This is a genomic window from Neisseria polysaccharea (genome assembly GCF_963392925.1).
Taxonomy (GTDB): domain Bacteria; phylum Pseudomonadota; class Gammaproteobacteria; order Burkholderiales; family Neisseriaceae; genus Neisseria; species Neisseria polysaccharea.
In genome coordinates this window covers 14,363-34,264 of the sequence record NZ_CAUJNZ010000001.1, presented here as the reverse complement: position 1 = coordinate 34,264, position 19,902 = coordinate 14,363, and the positions used below count along the sequence as shown (strand labels likewise).

The following is a 19,902-nucleotide window of genomic DNA, read 5'->3' as shown; positions in this document are numbered from 1 at the left end:
TCCTTATTGCTTTTATTTCATAAAACTGAATTTTCAGGTAGCCAAGCCGTATCGTCAAAATCCGCGCCAAGCACGGCTTTGTAATAGCCCTTATCCAACACCAGCAATCCCGCCCTAGAAAAAACCGCATGTACAGGCAGCTTTTTCAGTTCGTGTTCGTACACCGTTATCGTGTAGCGTTGCAGCTTGCGGTAAACCCATTTGTGTTTGAGTGGATCGCTTTCTAAAAATTTGAACCAACTTTCAAACGGCTCGGGCAGAGGTGGACTGTCAGTTTGCCCGAAGGAGTTGTCGGTTGGCTGAGGAAAGCGTTGTTTGTCCAAAACATCCTGCCATTCTGAAACTTCCACGCCGTCCAAGTGTCGTCTGAAAAAATCGTCCAACTCGTTTGCTTTGATAATTTGCGGACTGCCGTCTTTTTCCCAATGAGCCAACGGGATAAACGGCACAATGAGTGCCACGCCTTGGTTATCAATCAGGCGGAAGCGTTCGGCAGCGGTGCGGAATTTGATTGCCAGCGGATTTTCATTGGATGATTCTGCCGTCAAGAGTCTTGTAATGTTGTGTTTGTCCACATCGCCTTTGCCGTTGAACCGGCGGAAATATTCGGCAAATGCCGACGGGGAAAGCGGGTCGCCGAGCAGCTCTGCTTTCAGCATTTCTTCGGTAATGTCCTGCCCCTGTTTCAGGCTGCCGCTGGGCGCGCCTTCTTCGGCACGAAACACGACCACTTCACCCAACTGTGGCAGTTTACCTTCACGGTTGCACCGCCCCGCCGCTTGGGCAATGCTGTCCAGTCCTGCCATCGCCCGATAAACGCAAGGGAAATCCAAATCCACGCCGGCTTCAATCAACTGCGTGCTGACCAGCCACAAGGGCTTGTGCAGGCTGCCTGCGCGATACAGTGCCAAATATCGGCGAACCAACGCAATCACTTCGCTTCGGTGTGTGGCGCACATATTGGCGGACAAATGCAGTTTGATGCCGTCAGAAGGCAGGGCGGCAAAGAGTTTTTGGGCGTGTTTTCGCGTATTGACTACTGCCAAAACACATGGACGCGCGGCGATTTCATCGGCAATTTCCTGCCAGCTTTGTGTTTCGTCATTTGGCGGCGGCATTTTGATACGGACGCGGCGCAGTTTTTCCGATAAGGCAATTTTGTCTGCCACAATTTCGCGCACATCCGGCAGGCCTTCCAAAATAGTGCGACCGAATGCGTCGATATTTTTGCCAAGCTCCGGTTGGGTTGCCGTGCACAGCACAAAAGTAACGCCGTAATCACGCGCCAGCACCCGCATCATGTCGGTAATCGGCTTTTGGAAATCGCGCGGAAGCTGCTGGGCTTCATCCAAAATCACCACGCTGTCGGCAATATTGTGAATCTTGCGGCAGCGGCTGGTTTTCGCCGCAAACAGGCTTTCAAACAGTTGCACGTTGGTGGTAACAATCAGCGGTGCATCCCAATTTTCCGTGGCAAGGCGGGTTTTGGCGGTTTCTTTGTTATCGGCCACTTCCAAATTGCTGTGGTGCTCCAAAACCACATCATCGCCCAATGCTTTGCGGAAAACATCGGCGTTCTGTTCAATAATACTGGTGAAGGGAATCGCGTAGATAATACGTTTTTTGCCGAATTTCAGTGCGTGCTTCAAAGCGAACCCCAAGCTCGCCAAAGTTTTGCCGCCGCCGGTTGGCACGGTTAAAGAAAACAAAGTGCGGTCGGTTTCGGCGGCGGAAAAACATTGCTGCAAAATGATATGGCGTTCTTGATTTAAAGTTGAATTTTTATCTGTTTTTTCCAAAAGTTGCGCCATATATTGCTCATATCTCCGGTGCAACTCATCCAAACTGGGAAATTTCGGGCGCAATCCGGCAGCCTGCACGGCATCTGTATCGGCGTAGCCGTTCATAAAGGCTTCGGTATCTAAAAAATCGGCATCCACCAAGCAGGAAAAGAGAAAACGCAGCCAAATATGCAGCTCTTCCAGCTTTGCACTGTCTTTCCAAAATCCAAAAAAATCCCGCTTCAGATCATCTTCTGATAACGGGAAAAAATCTTCAGACAAACCACTTTCCGCCAAACCTGACAAAGATGCCGTCAACTCGTCATCCGCCTGTTGCAGACGGCGTTTCAGGCTGCCTTTATCATACCAATCTGCCAGCCCTGCATGATGCCCGGCAATCAAATACGCCAACAAATGCCCAAAAAACAGATTAAGGTGCTCTTGCTCTACTGCATATTTTGCACCGGCAGTGGAATGCGGAATTTTGCGCAACTTGGTAGATTCGACATCTTCCAAATGGGCATTTTCTTTTTCAAAGCCGGATGCATTACGGATATATTTCTGAAAAGCTTTCTGAAATTTCCCCAAATCGTGCAAAAGCCCCGCATATTCGGCAAACAACGCCCCGTAACGCCCTGCAAAACGTTTGGCGAGTTGAGCGACTTTTTGCAGGTGGTCTTGCAGGGGGTGGGGGTGCCAATTTCCTGATGCGTCTTGGCGGGCGTGGGCTATATAGTCGAAATTCACATCGATTCTCCAAATTTGAAACGTGCAAAATTTAACGAACAAGCCATACAAATAGCTTGAGGCGTTGAAAAATCGAAAATCTGTGGAATGAAGTCGTCTGAAAAGCTGTCGGCGGTCAGGCGCATAACGGCAGCTTAGGCGGTAAGTTCAGACGGGGCTTTCCATTGTGCTTCGGGCGCGAATATCCAGACAGATCTGTTTTCAGACGGCCTTTTGCCTTCGCGGTTGCAGCATCCTGCGGCTTGGACAACGCTGCCTAAACCTGCTTCGGCGCGCATTACCAACGGAAAATCGACGTCCACACCGGCTTCGATTAAAGACGTGGCAGGGGGGTGCCGTTTTTCAGACGGCATTTTGATCATCAAGTAACGCTTTATCAGGCTTTTTTATTGTTCAACGCGGCTTTGACAAACGCGGTGAACAAGGGATGCCCTTTGCGCGGGTTGGAAGTGAATTCGGGATGGAACTGGCAGGCGAAGAACCAAGGATGGTTCGGCAGCTCGATGGTTTCAACCAAGCGTTCGCGTCCGGCGGATACGCCGCCGATAACCAAGCCTGCTTTTTCCAACTGAGGAACATAGTTGTTGTTGACTTCGTAGCGGTGGCGGTGGCGTTCGCGGATATGTTCGCTGCCGTAGATTTTGGCGGCGAGACTGCCTGCTTTCAATTCGACTTCTTGCGCGCCCAAACGCATCGTGCCGCCCAAATCGGCGGATTCGTCGCGGGTTTCGACGCTGCCGTCGGCGGTTTGCCATTCGTCAATCAGGGCAACGACGGGGTCGGCGCATTTGAGGTCGAACTCAGTGGAATTCGCACCTTTCAAACCTGCCACGTCGCGGGCGTATTCGATCAGCGCAATCTGCATACCGAGGCAGATGCCCAAGTATGGCACGTTGTTTTCACGGGCGTAGCGCACGGCGGCGATTTTGCCTTCCACACCGCGTGAACCGAAACCGCCGGGAACGAGGATGGCATCCATATCTTTGAGCATAGAAACGTCGCCGTTGTTTTTCTCGATGCTTTCGCTGTCGACAAAGGTAATTTGTACGTCGGTTTCAGTGTGAATACCTGCGTGTTTCAAGGCTTCGATCAGCGATTTGTAGGACTCGGTCAAATCGACGTATTTGCCGACCATGGCGATTTTGACGGTGTGTTTCGGGTTTTGGATGGCGTGGACGATTTTTTTCCACGCGGTCAAATCCGCCTGCTGTACGTTAAGCTGCAATTGCTCGGTAATGATGTTGTCGATGCCTTGGTCGTGCAGCATTTCGGGGCATTCGTAGATGCTGTCCACGTCGTAGCTGCCCACAATCGCGCGTTCTTCCACGTTGCAGAACAAGGCGATTTTGCGGCGTTCGTCCGCAGGCATTTTCCTGTCCATGCGGCAAATCAGGATGTCGGGTTGCAAACCGATGCTCAACATTTCTTTAACGGTGTGCTGGGTCGGCTTGGTTTTGATTTCGCCTGCGGCGGCGATGTAGGGGACGTAGCTCAAGTGGGCGAACAGGGTGTTGTTGCGTCCCAACTGGCTGCGCATCTGGCGGATGGCTTCCAAAAACGGCAGCGATTCGATGTCGCCGACCGTGCCGCCGATTTCGACAATAGCCACATCGTAACCCGCCGCGCCTTCATGGATGCGTCGTTTGATTTCGTCGGTAATGTGCGGAATGACTTGAACCGTACCGCCGAGGTAGTCACCCCGTCGTTCTTTGGCGATGACGTTTTCGTACACCTGCCCCGTGCTGAAGCTGTTGCGGCGGGTCATCGTGGAATCGATGAAACGTTCGTAGTGTCCCAAGTCGAGGTCGGTTTCCGCGCCGTCGTCGGTTACGAACACTTCGCCGTGTTGAAACGGGCTCATCGTGCCGGGATCGACGTTGATATAAGGATCGAGCTTGAGCATGGTAACGTTCAAGCCGCGCGATTCGAGGATGGCGGCAATAGAAGCGGCGGCGATACCTTTACCCAGTGAGGAGACAACGCCGCCGGTTACGAAAATGAATTTGGTCATGATGGAATACCCATGTTGGAATGCGTGATTTTAACGTGAAGCGCGCGGTTCTGGCAAACGGACGGATGCCGTCTGAACGGTGGACGGCTGTTTTCAGACGGCATCTTTTCTTTATTTCCCGGTACTTTGGCGCAACTCGCGGCGCAGGATTTTGCCGACGTTGGACTTGGGCAACTCGTCGCGGAATTCGATATTTTTCGGTACTTTATATGCGGTTAATTCGGTGCGGCAAAAGGCGATAAGTTCTTCTTTGGTCAATGACGGGTCTTTTTTGACGACGAATACTTTGAGTGCCTCGCCGGTTTTTTCGTCGGGAACGCCGATACAGGCGACTTCCATCACTTTGCCGTGATGCGCGATTACCTCTTCGATTTCGTTCGGATAAACATTAAAACCGGAAACAACAATGAGGTCTTTCTTACGGTCAACCAGCTTCAACCAGCCTTTTTCGTCCATGACGGCAATATCGCCGGTTTCCAAGAAACCGCGCGCGTCTATGGCTTTGGCGGTTTCTTCGGGACGGTTCCAGTAGCCTTGCATCACTTGAGGGCCTTTTACCCACAATTCGCCCGGCTGCCCGACGGGGACTTCTTTGCCGTTTGCATCGCGCAATTCTACTTCGGTGGACGAGACGGGCAAACCGATGCTGCCGCTGTATGATTCGATGTTTAAGGGGTTGCAGCACACGCCTGGGCTGGCTTCGGTCAGACCGTAGGCTTCGACAATAGGCGTACCGGTAATTTTTTTCCATTTTTCGGCAACGGCTTTTTGGGTCGCCATACCGCCGCCCAAAGTCAGCCGCAATCCTGAAAAATCGACTTCGGCAAAATCGGGCCGGTTGACCATCGCGTTAAACAGCGTGTTCACGCCGATAAATACATTAATCCGCTGTTTTTTCAGTTCTCCGATAAAGCCTTTCATATCGCGCGGGTTGGTAATCAGGATGATTTTTGAGCCGGCATTGGCAAAAATCATCAGATTCACGGTTAAGGCAAAAATATGGTACAGCGGCAAGGCGGCGATAACGGTTTCTTTGCCCTCGCGCAACTGGTTTTTAATCCATTCTTTTGCCTGAAGCATATTGGCACAGATGTTGCCGTGACTCAGCACCGCCCCTTTGGCAACGCCCGTCGTGCCGCCCGTGTATTGCAACAGCGCGGTATCTTCGCGGTTTAATGCGACAGGTTGGAAAACGTGCTTCGCCCCCTCTTGCAATGCCGTCTGAAAGGAAACGGTTTCCCGAATGCGGTATTCGGGCACCATTTTCTTGATTTTTCGGATGATGAAATTAATCAGCGAACCTTTAAGCAGCCCGAACATTTCACCGACAGAGGCGACGATGACGTGTTTGATCTGCGTGCGCGGCAGCACCAGCTCCAACGTGTTGGCGAAATTTTCCAAAACGATGATGGCGGTCGCGCCGCTGTCTTTCAGCTGATGCTCCAGCTCGCGCGGGGTATAGAGCGGATTGGTGTTCACCGCCACCAAACCTGCCTGCAAAATACCGAAAAGGGCAATCGGGTATTGCAATACGTTCGGCATCATAATGGCAACACGTTCGCCGCGCGGCAACTTCAGGACGTTTTGCAGATAAGAGGCGAAATCTGTTGCCAGTTTGCCGGTTTCGGCATAAGTGAGCGTTTTGCCCATATTTTGAAAAGCGGGCAGCCTGGCAAATTTTTCCACGCTTTGGCGGAATACATCGCCGATGGAATTGTATTGCGTGATATCGATTTCGGCACTGACGCCCTGTTCGTAACTGTCTAACCAGATTTTTTCCATAGGTATCGGTCTTTAAAGTGGAATTGAGCGGAACAATGCCGTCTGAAAACCGTTTCAGACGGCATTACCTTTATCGCGTGATGATGACGGGTTTGTCGGTCGTTTGGATGATGCCGCCGCCCAAACAGATATCGCCGTCGTACAGCACGGCGGACTGACCCGGCGTAACCGCCCATTGCGGTTCGTCAAACACCAGCTCGACCGTTTCATCATCCAAATAGCGCAATTCGCAAGGCGCGTCCGCCATACGGTAACGCGTTTTGCAGGTATAGCGTCCTGCCTTCGGGCGTTCGGGCAGCGTGAAACTCAAATCGTTCATCACAAGGCTGCGGGTATAGAGCAGCGGATGGTCGTGTCCTTGCACGACAATCAGTTCGTTTTTCGTCAAATCTTTAGCCGCAACAAACCACGGTTCGCCCCCGCCGCCAATGCCCAAACCTTTGCGCTGTCCGAGCGTGTAGAACATCAGCCCGACGTGTTCGCCGACGGTTTTCCCTTCGGGCGTAACCATTTTACCGTTGTCGGTCGGCAGGTATTTTTGCAGAAACTCGCGAAACGGGCGTTCGCCGATGAAGCAGATGCCCGTGCTGTCTTTTTTGGCGGCGGTCGGCAGTTTGAACTCGGCGGCAAGGCGGCGTACTTCGGGTTTTTCCAAACCGCCCAACGGGAAAATCGCGCGTTCGAGTTGGAAAGGTTTAAGGCGGTAGAGGAAATAGCTTTGGTCTTTGTTTCGATCCAAACCTTTGAGCAGGTAATGCACGCCGTTGCGGACTTCTTTGCGCGCATAGTGGCCGGTGGCGATGGTATCCGCGCCCTGCCCTACGGCGTAGTCCAAAAAGCATTTGAATTTGATTTCGGCGTTGCACAACACATCCGGATTCGGCGTGCGCCCCGCACTGTATTCCTGAAGAAAATAAGCAAAGACTTTGTCTTTATATTGCGCGGCGAAATTAACGATGTCGATATCGATGCCGACAATATCGGCAACGGCGATGGCATCAAACGAATCCTGTTTGATGCTGCAATATTCGTCATTGTCGTCTTCCTCCCAGTTTTGCATGAACACACCGCGCACTTGATAACCCTGCTGCTTGAGCAGGGCGGCGGTTACGGAAGAATCGACACCGCCGGAGAGCCCGACGATGATATTGGAAGGGTTTGCTGTCGTATTCATGCGTAGAATATGGTTGGAAACGGCGGTTTTTAAAGGCAGATTTTAACACATTTTAAAGGTGGGCATAAAAATGCCGTCTGAAAGCCCGGGCTTTTTCAGACGGCATTTCAAATATTTTCAGCAGATTAGTGCTGATGCGCTTCGCCGTGGTGATGACCGTGATCCATTGCCGGCATCGGCGCGGTTTTGACTTTCAGTTGGACGGTTTGCGCTTTGGCGTTTTTAAATTTCAGGGTAACGGGAATTTTATCGCCCTCTTTTAATTGTTTTTTCAAACCCATAAACATCACGTGATAGCTGCCGGGTTTGAGTTCGGTAACGGATTTCGCCTCCAAAGGCACGCCGCCTTCGACTTCGCGCATACGCATCACGCCGTTATCATTGATGTGGGTATGCACTTCGACGCGGTCGGCAACAGGGCTGCTTCCGCCGAGCAAAAAGTCTTGTTTGGCTTCGTCGTTGTGGATTTTCATGAACGCGCCGCCCATTTTCATACCTTCGACGGTGGTGCGCGCCCAGCCGTCCTCAACGTGGATTCCGGCGGCGGAAACCGCGCCTGCCAAACCTGCCATCATCACGGCTGCCAATAGTTTTTTCATCTTTCTACTCCTTAAATGTCAAACGAGGATGCGCTCATCTTACAAACAAATACCGTTCAGAAATTTGATATAGATTAAGCGAATAATAAATACTACATACTAATCCTAAAGGGTTACAAATCCTGCTGCAAGCGTTTTACCCGAACAGGGCGGACAGCCAAACCGCCGCTAACATCAGCATCGCGAACAATTGTGCGGCAGAACCTGCGTCTTTGGCGCGTTTAGCCAGCTCGTGTTTTTCAGTCGAAGTATGATCGACGGCGGCTTCGACGGCAGTGTTGAACAGTTCGACAATGACCGACACAAAAGACGCGATAATCAACGGCAGGCGGAGGGACGTTTCGGAAACCCAAAAAAATGCCGCGCACACCAGCAGCGCGTTCAGCCACAAAACCTGACGGAATGCCGCTTCGTAACGGTAGGCGGCGGCAATGCCGTCTATCGAATAGCCGAACGCGTTGATGACGCGCCTGATGCCGCCTTTGCCTTTTTTTTCTGCCGCGTAGGAGGAAGGTTCCATCGGTATCCTTTCAAAATGTTCTCAATATAGTGGATTAACAAAAACCAGTACGGCGTTGCCTCGCCTTAGCTCAAAGAGAACGATTCTCTAAGGTGCTGAAGCACCAAGTGAATCGGTTCCGTACTATTTGTACTGTCTGCGGCTTCGTCGCCTTGTCCTGATTTTTGTTAATCCACTATATATACCGTCTGAAAACGGGGCGGTGGGGTGTCCGTACGGTATTAAGCACATCCCTGCCGGCTGAGGGAAAACCCTGCCTGCCCGATCAAACCAGGCGGTTGTGAAGCAAAAGCCTTTCAGACGGCATCGGTTTAACGTACCGACCACGCAGCAACGGCATCGGCAAACATTGCCGCCACATCGAAACCTTTTTGTTTCATAATTTCTTGGAATCCCGTCGGGCTGGTTACGTTGACTTCGGTCAGGTTGCTGCCGATAACGTCCAAACCGGCCAGCAGGATGCCGCGCCGTTTGAGTTCGGGGGCGAGCGTTTCGGCGATTTCGCGGTCGCGTCCGCCCAATTCCTGCGCCACGCCGCGCCCGCCTGCCGCAAGGTTGCCGCGTGTTTCGCCGTTTTGCGGGATACGCGCCAAAGCATAGGGGACGACTTCGCCGCCGATAATCAGGATGCGTTTGTCACCGTGTACGATTTCGGGAATGTAGCGTTGCGCCATAATGGTGCGGGAATCAAGCTGCATCAGGGTTTCGAGGATGCTGCCGATGTTGGGGTCTTTTTCGGTCAGGCGGAAAATGCCCATACCGCCCATACCGTCCAGCGGTTTGACGATGATGTCGCCGTGTTCTTTCAAAAATGCGCGGACATCGGCGGAACGGGTCGTTACCAGCGTGGGCGCGGTAAAGCGGCTGAAGTTCAAAATCGCCAGTTTCTCATTGAAGTCGCGCATCGCCTGTCCGCTGTTAAAAACCTTCGCGCCCTGCTGCTCCGCCAGCGTCAGTAATTGGGTGGCGTAGAGGTATTGCATATCGAACGGCGGATCGGTACGCATAATCACGGCATCAAATGCTTTCAATGCCGTCTGAACTTTGTCGGCAGATTTGAACCACGCATGATCATCATCGTTTTTTGCACCCAAAAATTCAAATGCCGATGCCTGCGCCGTTACCAAACCGCCGTTTACAGACAATTCCCCGCTCAATGTGTGAAACAGCCGCCAGCCGCGTTTTGCCATTTCGCGCATCATCGCGTAGGTGGTGTCTTTGTAGGTTTTGAAACTTGCCATCGGGTCGGCGATAAAGAGGACTTTCATCATATTTCCTTTCCGGTGTGCCGAATGTGCCGCATTTCGCGGGCAAAGGGGAAATGCCGTCCGAACAATATTCAGACGGCAAGGATGGAGTTTTACTTAGGCTGCCAAGAGTCTTTCAACGTGACCGTGCGGTTAAACACCGGCGTGTCTTTGCCGTGGTCTTTGCGGTCGGTTACGAAGTAGCCGATACGCTCGAACTGCCAACGGCTTTCTGCCGGCAAATCTTTGGCGGCAGGTTCGGCGTAGGCGGTGATTTCCTTGACGGATTCTGGATTGAGGAAATCGGTGAACGGCAGGTATTCGCCGTCTTCTCCGCGCACGGCATCGGGACGCTCGACGGTAAAGAGGCGGTCGTACAGGCGGACTTTGATTTCGGCGGCGTGTTCGGCAGACACCCAATGAATCACGCCTTTGACTTTTCTGCCTTCGGGATTTTTGCCCAAGGTATCGTGGTCGATGCTGCATTTGAGTTCGACCACATTGCCTGCCTCGTCTTTGACGACTTCATCGCACTTGATGACATAGCCGTGGCGCAAGCGCACTTCGCCGCCGGGAATCAGGCGTTTGAAGCCTTTGGGCGGATTTTCGGCAAAGTCGTCGGCTTCGATGTAGATGGTTTGGGAAACAGGTACTTCGCGATCGCCCATTTCCTCGTGGTTCGGATGGAACGCGGCACGGCGGCTTTGGGTTTTGCCGGCTTCAAAGTTGGTCAGGGTGACTTTGAGCGGGTTCAAAACCGCCATCAGGCGTGGCGCGGAGTTTTCCAGCTCTTCGCGAATCGCGCCTTCCAACACGCTCATGTCGACGATGTTTTCAGATTTGGAAATACCGGCGCGTTTGGCAAACAGGCGCAAACCTTCGGGCGTGTATCCGCGGCGGCGCATACCGGAAATGGTCGGCATACGCGGATCGTCCCAGCCGGAAACGTGTTTTTCCACAACCAACTGATTCAATTTCCGTTTGGAGGTAATGGTGTACAAAAGCTCCAAGCGTGAAAACTCGTATTGGCGCGGACGGGTGGCGTGCGGCGCGGGGATGTTGTCCAACACCCAGTCGTAAAGCGGACGGTGCGCTTCAAATTCGAGCGTACACAAGGAATGCGTGATGCCTTCGATGGCATCGGAAATGCAATGCGTGTAGTCGTACATCGGGTAGATGCACCATTTGTCGCCGGTGTTGTGGTGATGGGCGCGGCGGATGCGGTAGATGACGGGGTCGCGCATATTGATGTTGCCCGATGCCATGTCGATTTTCAGGCGCAGGGTTTTGCTGCCGTCGGGGAATTCTCCGTTTTTCATGCGCGTGAACAGGTCGAGGTTTTCTTCGATACTGCGGTCGCGATAAGGGCTGTTTTTGCCCGCTTCGGTCAGCGTGCCGCGGTATTCGCGCATTTCTTCGGGTGTCAAATCATCGACATACGCTTTGCCGTCTTGGATTAAACCGACGGCGTAGTCGTAAAGCTGGTCGAAATAGTTGGAGGCAAAACGCGGCTCGCCCGCCCAATGGAAGCCCAACCACTCAACGTCTTCTTTGATGGCGTTGACGTATTCGTCGTTTTCTTTTTCAGGGTTGGTATCGTCAAAACGCAGGTTGCACAAGCCGTCGTAAATATAAGCCAAACCGAAGTTCAGGCAGATGGATTTGGCGTGTCCGATATGCAAATAGCCGTTGGGTTCGGGCGGAAAACGGGTTTGGACGGCTGTATGTTTGCCGCTTTTGAGGTCGTCTTCGATGATGGTGCGGATAAAATGGTTGTCCGCGAATTGGTCTTTATTGAGCATAGTTTTCTTTGAACGGATGGCTTCAGACGGCATTGGAATGATTCCGTATGCCGTCTGAAGCGGTTTGAGAATGTGTTTATTGTACCCGACTTGCGCGCTTTGACATAGCGTTCAGACGGCATCGGCAATCAGGCATTCCACCCCCGCCTCTTTCAGCATCTTCTGCATCGCGGTATCGGGCAGCCGGTCGGTAAATACTTTGTCAAACGCCGTAATGTCGCCGAGCCTGACCAGCGCGTTGCTGCGGAATTTGCTGTGATCGACACCCAGGAAGCGGACGCGCGCGTTGGCAATCATCGCCTGCATGACGCTGACTTCCTTGTAATCGTAATCCAAAAGCGAACCGTCGCTTTCCACACCGTGTGTGCTCATCACGGCATAATCGACTTTGAACTGGTTGATAAAATCGACGGTCGCCACGCCGGTAATGCCGCCGTCCAAAGGGCGGACGACTCCGGAAGTGATGATGACCGTGTAATCCGTCCGCGCCGAAACGATGGAGGCGACGTGGATATTGTTGGTAATAATCCGCAGGCTGCCGCGCCGCCTCACCAGCTCCGATGCCACGGCTTCCATCGTCGTGCCGATACTGACAAACAGCGATGACTCGTCGGGAATATGTTCCGCAATCAGCCGGGCAATGGCATTTTTTTCGTTTTGACATTGAATTTGGCGGTTAGCGGGCAGCCCCTCCGGCAGGTTTCCGCCCGAGGACGCGCCGCCGTGATGGCGTTTCAGGCTGCCGCCCTCCTCCAACTCGCGGATGTCGCGGCGTATCGTCTGCGGGGTAACGTCCAATGCGGCGGCAAGCTCGTCCACCGACATAAACTGATGCCGGCGGACAAGGCTTAAAATCTCTCCATGCCTTTGGATTTTCGGTTTCATCGTTTTCTGCTTCCTTGCATCGGGATGCCGATTTTACCGCGTTCAACCCAAAGCGGAAAACACCACCATCAGAAACGGGGCGGCAATATTGACCACCACGCCGAAGCTGACCGCTACCGGCACGACTTCCAAACCGCCCGCACCCTGAATCACGGGCAATGTGAAATCCATACTGGTCGCACCGCCAACCCCCACCGCCGCATCCGGAAAACGCTTCATCAGCAGCGGGATAAATGCCAGTGCAAACAGCTCTCGTGCCAAATCGTTCAGCAGCATGATGCTGCCCCATACCGCCCCGTAAGCCTCGGTCATGACCAAACCCGAGAGGGAATACCAACCGAAGCCAGAAGCCAGTGCCAAACCCTTCGTCCACGACACACCATCTGCCGATGCGGCAAACAGCAGCCCGCCCGAAAGAGATGACAATATAAACCAGACCGACAACCGAATACCCCTGCGGTTGACCAAAACCTGCCGCAACGATACGCCGCTACTTTTGAGCTGTACGCCGATGAGGAACACCAGCAGCATCAGACAATACATGCCCGCGTTTTCAGACGGCATCCAAATATCGCGCATCAGTTTGCCGAATGAGAATCCGAACAGCACGCATCCGAGCTGCCCCACACTGCCCGACACGCCGACCGAAACGCCCTTCCCTTTCCCCTTTATCCGCCACGGGAATAACTTTCCTAAAACTGCCAAGACAAGCAGGTTCGCCCCGACCGTACAAACAAACAGCCACAGAACCGTCAACGCCATATCGTCCAACCGCGAACCCAAATCCTCCACGCGCGACAACGATACGCCGATCAGCAGCAGCACGGCATACACCAAAACCGACAGCACCTTGTCCAAAGCGGGCAGGTAAGGCTTGGGCACACGGATAAAAAATCCGGCAAACATCGGTATCAAAACCGAAATCAATATCATCAGGCTGTCCATCCCCTGCCCTCCTTTATTGCCGCATGATATGTGCAGCTTAAAAATTACCGTCTGAAAATTACAGATACCCGCATCCATATTTCAGACGGCATCAGGTTCGCCATTAAAAAACCGCCTGAACATCTGATTCAGACGGTTTTCTCTCCATCAGGCATTCAATCTTCCAAAGTCTTTTCCAAACGCTCCATACAGTTGCCCAAATGGCGGCGCAGGATTTTGACCACGCGGTTGCGCCTGCCTGCCAGCAGCAGGTCGAGGATTTCCCGATGTTCGGAATGCGTGTGCATATTGATGGCGTGTTTTTCCTCGCGATGCACGCCCGCCACGGCGACAATCAGGGAAGATCGCGCGCACAGCGTGTTCATAATGTCGAACAGCACATCGTTGCCCACCAGTCGCGCCAGTTCGACGTGGAAGGCATTGGACAGGCGGTTCCAGCCGACGCGGTCGCCCCTGCCGGAGGCCTCTTCTTCGCGCCGTATCATCGCATAAAGCGGCTTGAGGCGCGTTTCCAAATCCGGCAGGTCGGCGAGGATGTTCAAAATCATCGTCTCCATTTCGATGCGCGCATTGAACACATCCTGCATTTCTTTCAAATCGGGAACGTGGACGAACGCGCCCCTGTTGGGTTGCAAATCGACAATCTTGTCGTGCGCCAAAAGCGACAGCGCGCCGCGGACGGTGTTGCGCGAACACACCATCTGACGGCAAAGTTCGGACTCGGTCAGCTTTTTGCCGGGCAGCAGCACCTGATCGGTAATGCCGTCCAAAATCAGGGCGTAAACACGGAACAGCTCCGAATCGTGCCGCTCTTCGAGAATCAGGGAAGACGTGGTCGGCGCATGGATAATGTCGTCGTTTTCAAAGTTCATGATGTTTTCCGTATTTTTACGCTTTCAAATTTTTTAAGATGTTTTAAGACGGCTGTGTTTCAAATCGTGTCGGGGAAATCAAAGTATTACACAAATTTATTTTAATTCAACAAATTAATATATTACTTAAAATAACGGGATTCCCGCCTTCCGCCCGCCCGCAGAAGCAGGCGGGTATCATTTTAAAACGCGGCATTTAAAATTTGACCGAAAATTGTTGACAATCCGGAATCAAGCCTGCACAATACCCCGACAAGTCCAAGTATTATAAAGGCTGAATAAAGAGGAAACAGCAGGCAGATATATTCGGGAGGTGCAGTCCGAATATATCTGCTTTTTTATGCGCCTCCGGCTTGCCCGCACCTTTCCCCTTCAGACGGCATCAGCCGTTTCTCCATAATGCCGCCCGATGCCTATTTATCTGCCCCGGCAATTTCAAAACTGTGGGTAATCTTTGCCGCTTTGCCCAACATAATCGAAGCCGAACAGTATTTTTCGGCAGACATCTGAACGGCGCGCTCAATGGCCGATTCTTTCAAATCGTGCCCGAATACTTTGAAATGGATGTGGATTTCGGTAAACACGCGCGGCGCATCGTCCGCCCGTTTCGCCGTAACCGTCGCACGGCAGTCAGTCACTTTCTGACGCTGTTTTTCGGCAATCATCACCACATCGATGCTCGAACAGCCCGCCACGCCCAACAGCAGCATTTCCATCGGGCTGGGCCCGCGCTTGGCCGCACCTTCTGCCGCCGATCCCTCCATAACGACGCTGTGCCCGCCTTCCGTCGTGCCGACAAAGCACATTCCGTCTATCCATTTTGATGTAACCTGCATGGTGTCATTCCCGAAAATAGCGTTAAAACCGCTTTGCATATGGCGTTATTGTAAACAATTTCAAGCGGCTTATACAGAAATATGGACAAAACGGCAAAAAAACGCCTGAAAACCGATTTACGGTTTGGCGGCCTGGCCGTTGATCTGCACCGATTTGAGTTTCAGCGTATAGGTTTTGCCGTCGTCGGTATAGCCGATTTGTGCCGGAATATTGTTCAGGGACGGTGCGAAGAAATACATTACCGTATCGTCGCCGCGCCGCACCCGATATTTGACGACTTCGGTTTCCACGCCGCCTATGCTGTATTTTCCCGTACCCGCCTTATTCAAACCGCCGACGGAATAAAGTTTTTTGCCGTTGGTGATTTTCAGACCCGGGGGGAGTTTCGCGTCATTTGCCGCCAACTGCCAGGCAAGCGTGAACAAATCCATAGCCTTAAGGCTTTGCTCGGTTTTGCTCTCGCCCGCTTTGCCGTAGGTTACGCTGCCGTCGGCGAATTTGGCTTCCGCATACAGTTTGCCCCTGCGTATGTCTTTATAGTAGGTAGGGTGCAGGGTATTGCCGACAACCGTACCGCCGGACTCGAAACGGATATTGTATAGCGGCACTTTAATCGTCGAAACGATTTTGTAAGCATTGCCGCTGCGTTCAAATGTCATCGTGGCGGGAATGCCGTAGCTGCCGGAATAGTGCAGCACGGCGGATTGGGGCAGCCCTGCCGCATACGCGCACGGCAGGGCGGCGGACAAAATGGCGGCGGAAAATATATTTTTAAAAGTCTTCATCATTTGCTCCCGCCCGGTTTACGCCGTCAGGAAACGGGCGGCATCGGCGTTTTCCGAATTTCTGACGCGGTTTCCCTCGATAATCAGGCGGCCGGCGGCAAAATCGGCAACGGCTTTCGGATAGAGTTTGTGTTCGACAGCCAAAACCCGTGCGGCAATATCGTCTGCCGTATCACCATCAAGTATCGGCACAATCCCTTGCGATACAATCGGGCCGCAATCCAGCTCGGCCGTAACGAAATGAATAGTACAGCCGGCAACGCGGCAACCTGCCTCCAAAGCGCGTTCGTGCGTATGAAGTCCGGTAAACGAGGGAAGAATGGACGGATGGATGTTCATCAGCCTGCCTTCGTAATGGGCGCAAAACTCGGGGGTCAGAATCCGCATAAAACCTGCCAAAACCACCAAATCGGGTTGATATGCGTCAATTTTCTCCATCATAGCGGTATCGAAGGCAAGCCGGGACGCAAAGTTTTTATGGTTCAGGCTGCCGGTCGGGATGCCGCGTTCGGCCGCCCATTGCAAACCGGCAGCCGTTTCGCTGTTGCTCAACACGGCAGCGATATGGACATTTGGAACGGCAGCATTGACGATTGCCTGCATATTGCTGCCGCGTCCGGAAATCAGGATGACGATGTTTTTCATAATGGTGCGCTTCTGAAAGGGATGCCGTCTGAACCGCTGTTTGATGGTTTCAGACGGCATTTGCCGTAAAAATGCCCGAAAACCTGTTTCGGGCATGGATTCGGACTTAATTTACTTTTTTGATGTCGACTTGAGCCGGCTGTTGGGCAGACGCATTTTCGGGTGCACCAACCTTAACCAGTTTCACATCAAATACCAAAGTGGAGTTCGGACCGATTTTTTCGCCCGCACCCTGTTCGCGGTAGGCAAGGTTGGACGGGATGTAGAACGTGGCTTCTCCGCCTTCTTTCAGAAGCTGTACGCCTTCGGTCCAGCCCGGAATTACTTGGCTCAAAGGGAAGGTGGCAGGGCCGCCGTTGGCTTTGCTGCTGTCGAATACCGTACCGTCAATCAGGCGGCCTTCGTATTCCACGGTAACAATGTCGTCTTTGGTCGGCTGTTTGCCTTCGCCCTGTTTGGTGATTTTGTATTGCAGGCCGGAAGCGGTGGTTTTCACACCTTCTTTGGCGGCATTTTCTTTCAGGAAGGCTTCGCCTTTTTCTTTATTGGCCTTCGCGTCCGCCTTGTGTTTTTCTACGGCTTTAGCCTGCTGCTCCTGCAGGAATTTCATCATGACTTCCTGAGCCTGCTCTTCGGTCATTTTGATTTCTTTGCCGTCATACACTGCCTGCATGGCTTCGGTAAAGACTTTCAAATCGATTTCCGCGCCCTGTTCCTTCATTTGCTTCAGGGAGCGTCCGATGTCCACGCCCATCGCATAGCTTGCCTGCTGCATCGTGCTGCCGATTGAAGAGGTGTCGCCCTGCGCGGCAGAAGCGGCGGCAGGTTCGGATGCAGATGCGGGAGCAGCTTCTTTTTTGCCGCAGGCGGAAAGTGCCAAAGTGGCGGCAAGGGTCAGTGCGCTGATTTTGAAAATTTTGTTCATAATAGCTCTTCGCTGTTAATAAGGTCGGAAAAACGGGATTATAGCCGAGTTTGAATGTTTCAACACACAGGATGACACATAAAGTGTCAATCTGTGTGTTGCCCTGTTTTGGAAGGAATTGAACCTTCCCAAATAAGGTCTGATTCTACCGCCTCGAAGGACAGATGTCCAAGTGGCGGGGTTCAACCGATAAGGAAATTTTAATCAAATAGAATCAAGCCTGTTTAAATTTTGTAAATGCGGCATTTCAGACGGCATTTCATGCCTTGCCCTCCATGCCGTGATGTTCGATGGCAAAACCGCTTCGGCGGTAGGCGGCAAAGCGTTCGCGCGCGTCGGCGAGATCTTCCAGGCTGTTGCCGACGATTTCCAAAACGCGCGCGGGCAAGACCGGAGCGGTGTTCCAAAAACTGTCGGACAAGTTCAAAACGGCCATGCCTTCGGGAATTCGGGGCAGATTGCCGCCGCAGGCAAGCAGGACGGATGTTTCAGACGGCATGGCTTCTTCCGTTTCCCAAATTTCGTGCGGAATGAAACTCTCGGCCTCGTATTGCCAAAGCATTTTGTCCAATTCCTGAAGCTGCCCGAACGAGTCGGACCACACCAGTATCCTGCCGCCGTCCCGAATCGCACGGGCAATCAGGCGGCAGGTGAAAATCGGAACTTGGGCAACGTGCGTGTAAAAGGTGGCTTTCGGCATATTGTTTGAACGCTTGGCAGGACGATGCCGTCTGAACGGTGCGGCACACTGTTTCAGACGGCATGATTACGGGGTTAAAGATTGCGCAGGTAGTTCAACAGCAGCGGCACGGGACGGCCGGTCGCGCCTTTTTCCGCTCCGGATTTCCACGCTGTACCCGCGATGTCGAGGTGCGCCCACGGGTAGCCTTCGGTAAAGTAAGACAGGAATGTTGCGGCGGTAATCGTGCCCGCGCCGGGCGTGCCGATGTTGGGAATGTCGGCAAAATTGGATTTGAGCTGGTCTTTATAGGTTTCAAAGAGCGGCAGCTGCCATGCTTTATCGTCCACGTTTCGGGAAGCAGCCAGCAGGCTGTCGATCAAATCCTGATTGTTGCCCATCACGCCGCTGACGTCATGTCCCAAGGCGATGATGCACGCGCCGGTCAGGGTGGCGACGTCGATGACGGCTTTAGGCTTGAACTGCTCGGCGTAAGTGAGCGCGTCGCACAAAATCAGACGACCTTCGGCATCGGTGTTCAACACTTCAATCGTCAGGCCTTTCATGCTTTTCACGACGTCGCCCGGTTTGTTGGCCGCGCCGGAAGGCATGTTTTCGCAGGTGGCGACGACGGCGACGAGGTTGATCGGCAGTTGCAGTTTGACGGCGGCACAGAAGGTGCTGATGACGGTTGCCGCGCCGCACATGTCAAACTTCATTTCATCCATGTTCAAACCAGGCTTAAGGGAGATACCGCCGGTGTCGAAGGTGATGCCTTTGCCGACCAAGACGACGGGGGCGGCTTCTTTGTCGGCTGCGCCGAAGTAGCTCAATTCAATCAGATAGGGGTCTTCCACGCTGCCTTTGGCGACCGACCAGAATGAACCCATGTTTTCTTTAATGTAGTCTTTTTCGATGATTTTGGCGTGTGCGCCCAGTTTTTCGGCTTCGGTTTTGGCGGTGCGCGCTAAAAATTCGGGCGTGCATTCGTTGGGTGCGGCGTTGCCCAAGTCGCGGCAGAGGCTTTGTCCGTAAACCTGCGCCTCGGCGACGCGCAGGGCTTCTTTGACGGCGGCTTCGTGTACGGTGTGGAACACGGCTTGTGCGAATTTGGCGGGCTTGGCTTCTTTTTTATAGCGGTCGAAACGGTAGGCGGCATTGCCAAATGCGATGGCAAAGGCTTCGGCAACGGCGGCGGCTTGCGCTTCATCGAAGGCATGGATGTCCACATTGACCGTTTCCTGATTTTGCGCCCATTTGGCGGCTTCGGCGGCGGCTTTGTTCAGCGCGGCGCGGTCGGTTTTTTCGAGGCGGACGACGGCGACTGCCTGCAAACCGTTGTCCGTCGGGATTTTGGTGTCGGCAAAAGTTTGACCTTCTTCAAGCGAAGACAAAAGGGCAAGGGCGGTCGGGTGGTTTAATTGTGCGGTTTCGGTGCAGACAAATAACTGCGCGCCTGCCTGTTGCGGCTGCAAGGTTCCGGCTTTTGTGCTAAATTCCACGTTTATTCTCCTGATTGAGATGGTTTCGGGTAGTTTCAGACGACCCTTTGCATCAAGGGGTCGTCTGAAAACGGTTGGAAAGATTGTACTCCATTTGAGAGGTCGTCTGAAACCTTGCGCAGACAATCCGCCTGCGCCGAACCGCTACCGCTCCTAGCCGCGAT

At 53.0% G+C, this 19,902-nt stretch carries 17 protein-coding genes and 1 pseudogene; all 18 read right to left on the bottom strand.

Features of this window, described 5'->3' with window-relative positions:
- Positions 1–17: 17 nt before the first annotated feature.
- Complete coding sequence (locus RDY34_RS00150) at positions 18–2,528, bottom strand: CRISPR-associated helicase/endonuclease Cas3 (RefSeq protein WP_003754488.1); 2,511 nt, start codon at positions 2,526–2,528, stop codon at positions 18–20.
- 137 nt (positions 2,529–2,665) lie between these two features.
- Positions 2,666–2,854: pseudogene (locus RDY34_RS00145) on the bottom strand (hypothetical protein); the annotation flags it as partial.
- Positions 2,855–2,904: 50 nt separating this feature from the next.
- Positions 2,905–4,539, bottom strand: coding sequence for a CTP synthase (gene pyrG, locus RDY34_RS00140; RefSeq protein ID WP_308074156.1), 1,635 nt, complete (start codon positions 4,537–4,539; stop codon positions 2,905–2,907).
- 111 nt (positions 4,540–4,650) lie between these two features.
- Positions 4,651–6,321 carry an AMP-binding protein gene (locus RDY34_RS00135; RefSeq protein ID WP_308074154.1) on the bottom strand — a complete coding sequence of 557 codons (1,671 nt, stop codon included), beginning with the start codon at positions 6,319–6,321 and terminating at the stop codon, positions 4,651–4,653.
- Positions 6,322–6,391: 70 nt separating this feature from the next.
- Positions 6,392–7,495 carry a tRNA 2-thiouridine(34) synthase MnmA gene (gene mnmA, locus RDY34_RS00130; RefSeq protein WP_308074153.1) on the bottom strand — a complete coding sequence of 368 codons (1,104 nt, stop codon included), beginning with the start codon at positions 7,493–7,495 and terminating at the stop codon, positions 6,392–6,394.
- 125 nt (positions 7,496–7,620) lie between these two features.
- The gene (locus RDY34_RS00125; protein ID WP_308074152.1) at positions 7,621–8,094 is read right to left on the bottom strand and encodes a copper chaperone PCu(A)C; all 474 of its coding nucleotides are present in this window, start codon (positions 8,092–8,094) and stop codon (positions 7,621–7,623) included.
- A 136-nt stretch (positions 8,095–8,230) separates the two neighbouring features.
- Positions 8,231–8,614: a diacylglycerol kinase gene (locus RDY34_RS00120; RefSeq protein ID WP_250314213.1), complete on the bottom strand. Its 384-nt coding sequence runs from the start codon at positions 8,612–8,614 to the stop codon at positions 8,231–8,233.
- Positions 8,615–8,925: 311 nt separating this feature from the next.
- Positions 8,926–9,882, bottom strand: a complete 957-nt coding sequence (gene gshB, locus RDY34_RS00115; RefSeq protein WP_308074290.1) for a glutathione synthase — start codon at positions 9,880–9,882, stop codon at positions 8,926–8,928.
- 92 nt (positions 9,883–9,974) lie between these two features.
- Positions 9,975–11,663: a glutamine--tRNA ligase/YqeY domain fusion protein gene (locus tag RDY34_RS00110; RefSeq protein WP_308074289.1), complete on the bottom strand. Its 1,689-nt coding sequence runs from the start codon at positions 11,661–11,663 to the stop codon at positions 9,975–9,977.
- A 111-nt stretch (positions 11,664–11,774) separates the two neighbouring features.
- Positions 11,775–12,548, bottom strand: a complete 774-nt coding sequence (locus RDY34_RS00105) for a DeoR/GlpR family DNA-binding transcription regulator (protein WP_308073208.1) — start codon at positions 12,546–12,548, stop codon at positions 11,775–11,777.
- A gap of 42 nt (positions 12,549–12,590) precedes the next feature.
- Entirely contained in the window at positions 12,591–13,493 is a 903-nt protein-coding gene (locus tag RDY34_RS00100; RefSeq protein ID WP_025456937.1) for a LysO family transporter, read from the bottom strand.
- A 155-nt stretch (positions 13,494–13,648) separates the two neighbouring features.
- Complete coding sequence (locus RDY34_RS00095) at positions 13,649–14,365, bottom strand: GntR family transcriptional regulator (RefSeq protein WP_003754468.1); 717 nt, start codon at positions 14,363–14,365, stop codon at positions 13,649–13,651.
- A 413-nt stretch (positions 14,366–14,778) separates the two neighbouring features.
- The gene (locus RDY34_RS00090) at positions 14,779–15,201 is read right to left on the bottom strand and encodes an OsmC family protein (protein ID WP_002216804.1); all 423 of its coding nucleotides are present in this window, start codon (positions 15,199–15,201) and stop codon (positions 14,779–14,781) included.
- A gap of 117 nt (positions 15,202–15,318) precedes the next feature.
- A complete protein-coding gene (locus RDY34_RS00085; protein ID WP_003754463.1) occupies positions 15,319–15,990 on the bottom strand; it encodes a DUF3108 domain-containing protein in 672 nt (223 codons plus the stop codon).
- Between the two features lie 15 nt (positions 15,991–16,005).
- Positions 16,006–16,632 (bottom strand): phosphoribosylglycinamide formyltransferase, encoded by a 627-nt coding sequence (gene purN, locus RDY34_RS00080; RefSeq protein ID WP_025456935.1) that lies wholly within the window; start codon positions 16,630–16,632, stop codon positions 16,006–16,008.
- Between the two features lie 106 nt (positions 16,633–16,738).
- Positions 16,739–17,557: an FKBP-type peptidyl-prolyl cis-trans isomerase gene (locus tag RDY34_RS00075; RefSeq protein WP_003754459.1), complete on the bottom strand. Its 819-nt coding sequence runs from the start codon at positions 17,555–17,557 to the stop codon at positions 16,739–16,741.
- 259 nt (positions 17,558–17,816) lie between these two features.
- Entirely contained in the window at positions 17,817–18,257 is a 441-nt protein-coding gene (locus RDY34_RS00070; protein WP_003754458.1) for a DNA polymerase III subunit chi, read from the bottom strand.
- A gap of 74 nt (positions 18,258–18,331) precedes the next feature.
- Positions 18,332–19,738 carry a leucyl aminopeptidase gene (locus RDY34_RS00065; protein ID WP_308074151.1) on the bottom strand — a complete coding sequence of 469 codons (1,407 nt, stop codon included), beginning with the start codon at positions 19,736–19,738 and terminating at the stop codon, positions 18,332–18,334.
- Positions 19,739–19,902: the final 164 nt, after the last annotated feature.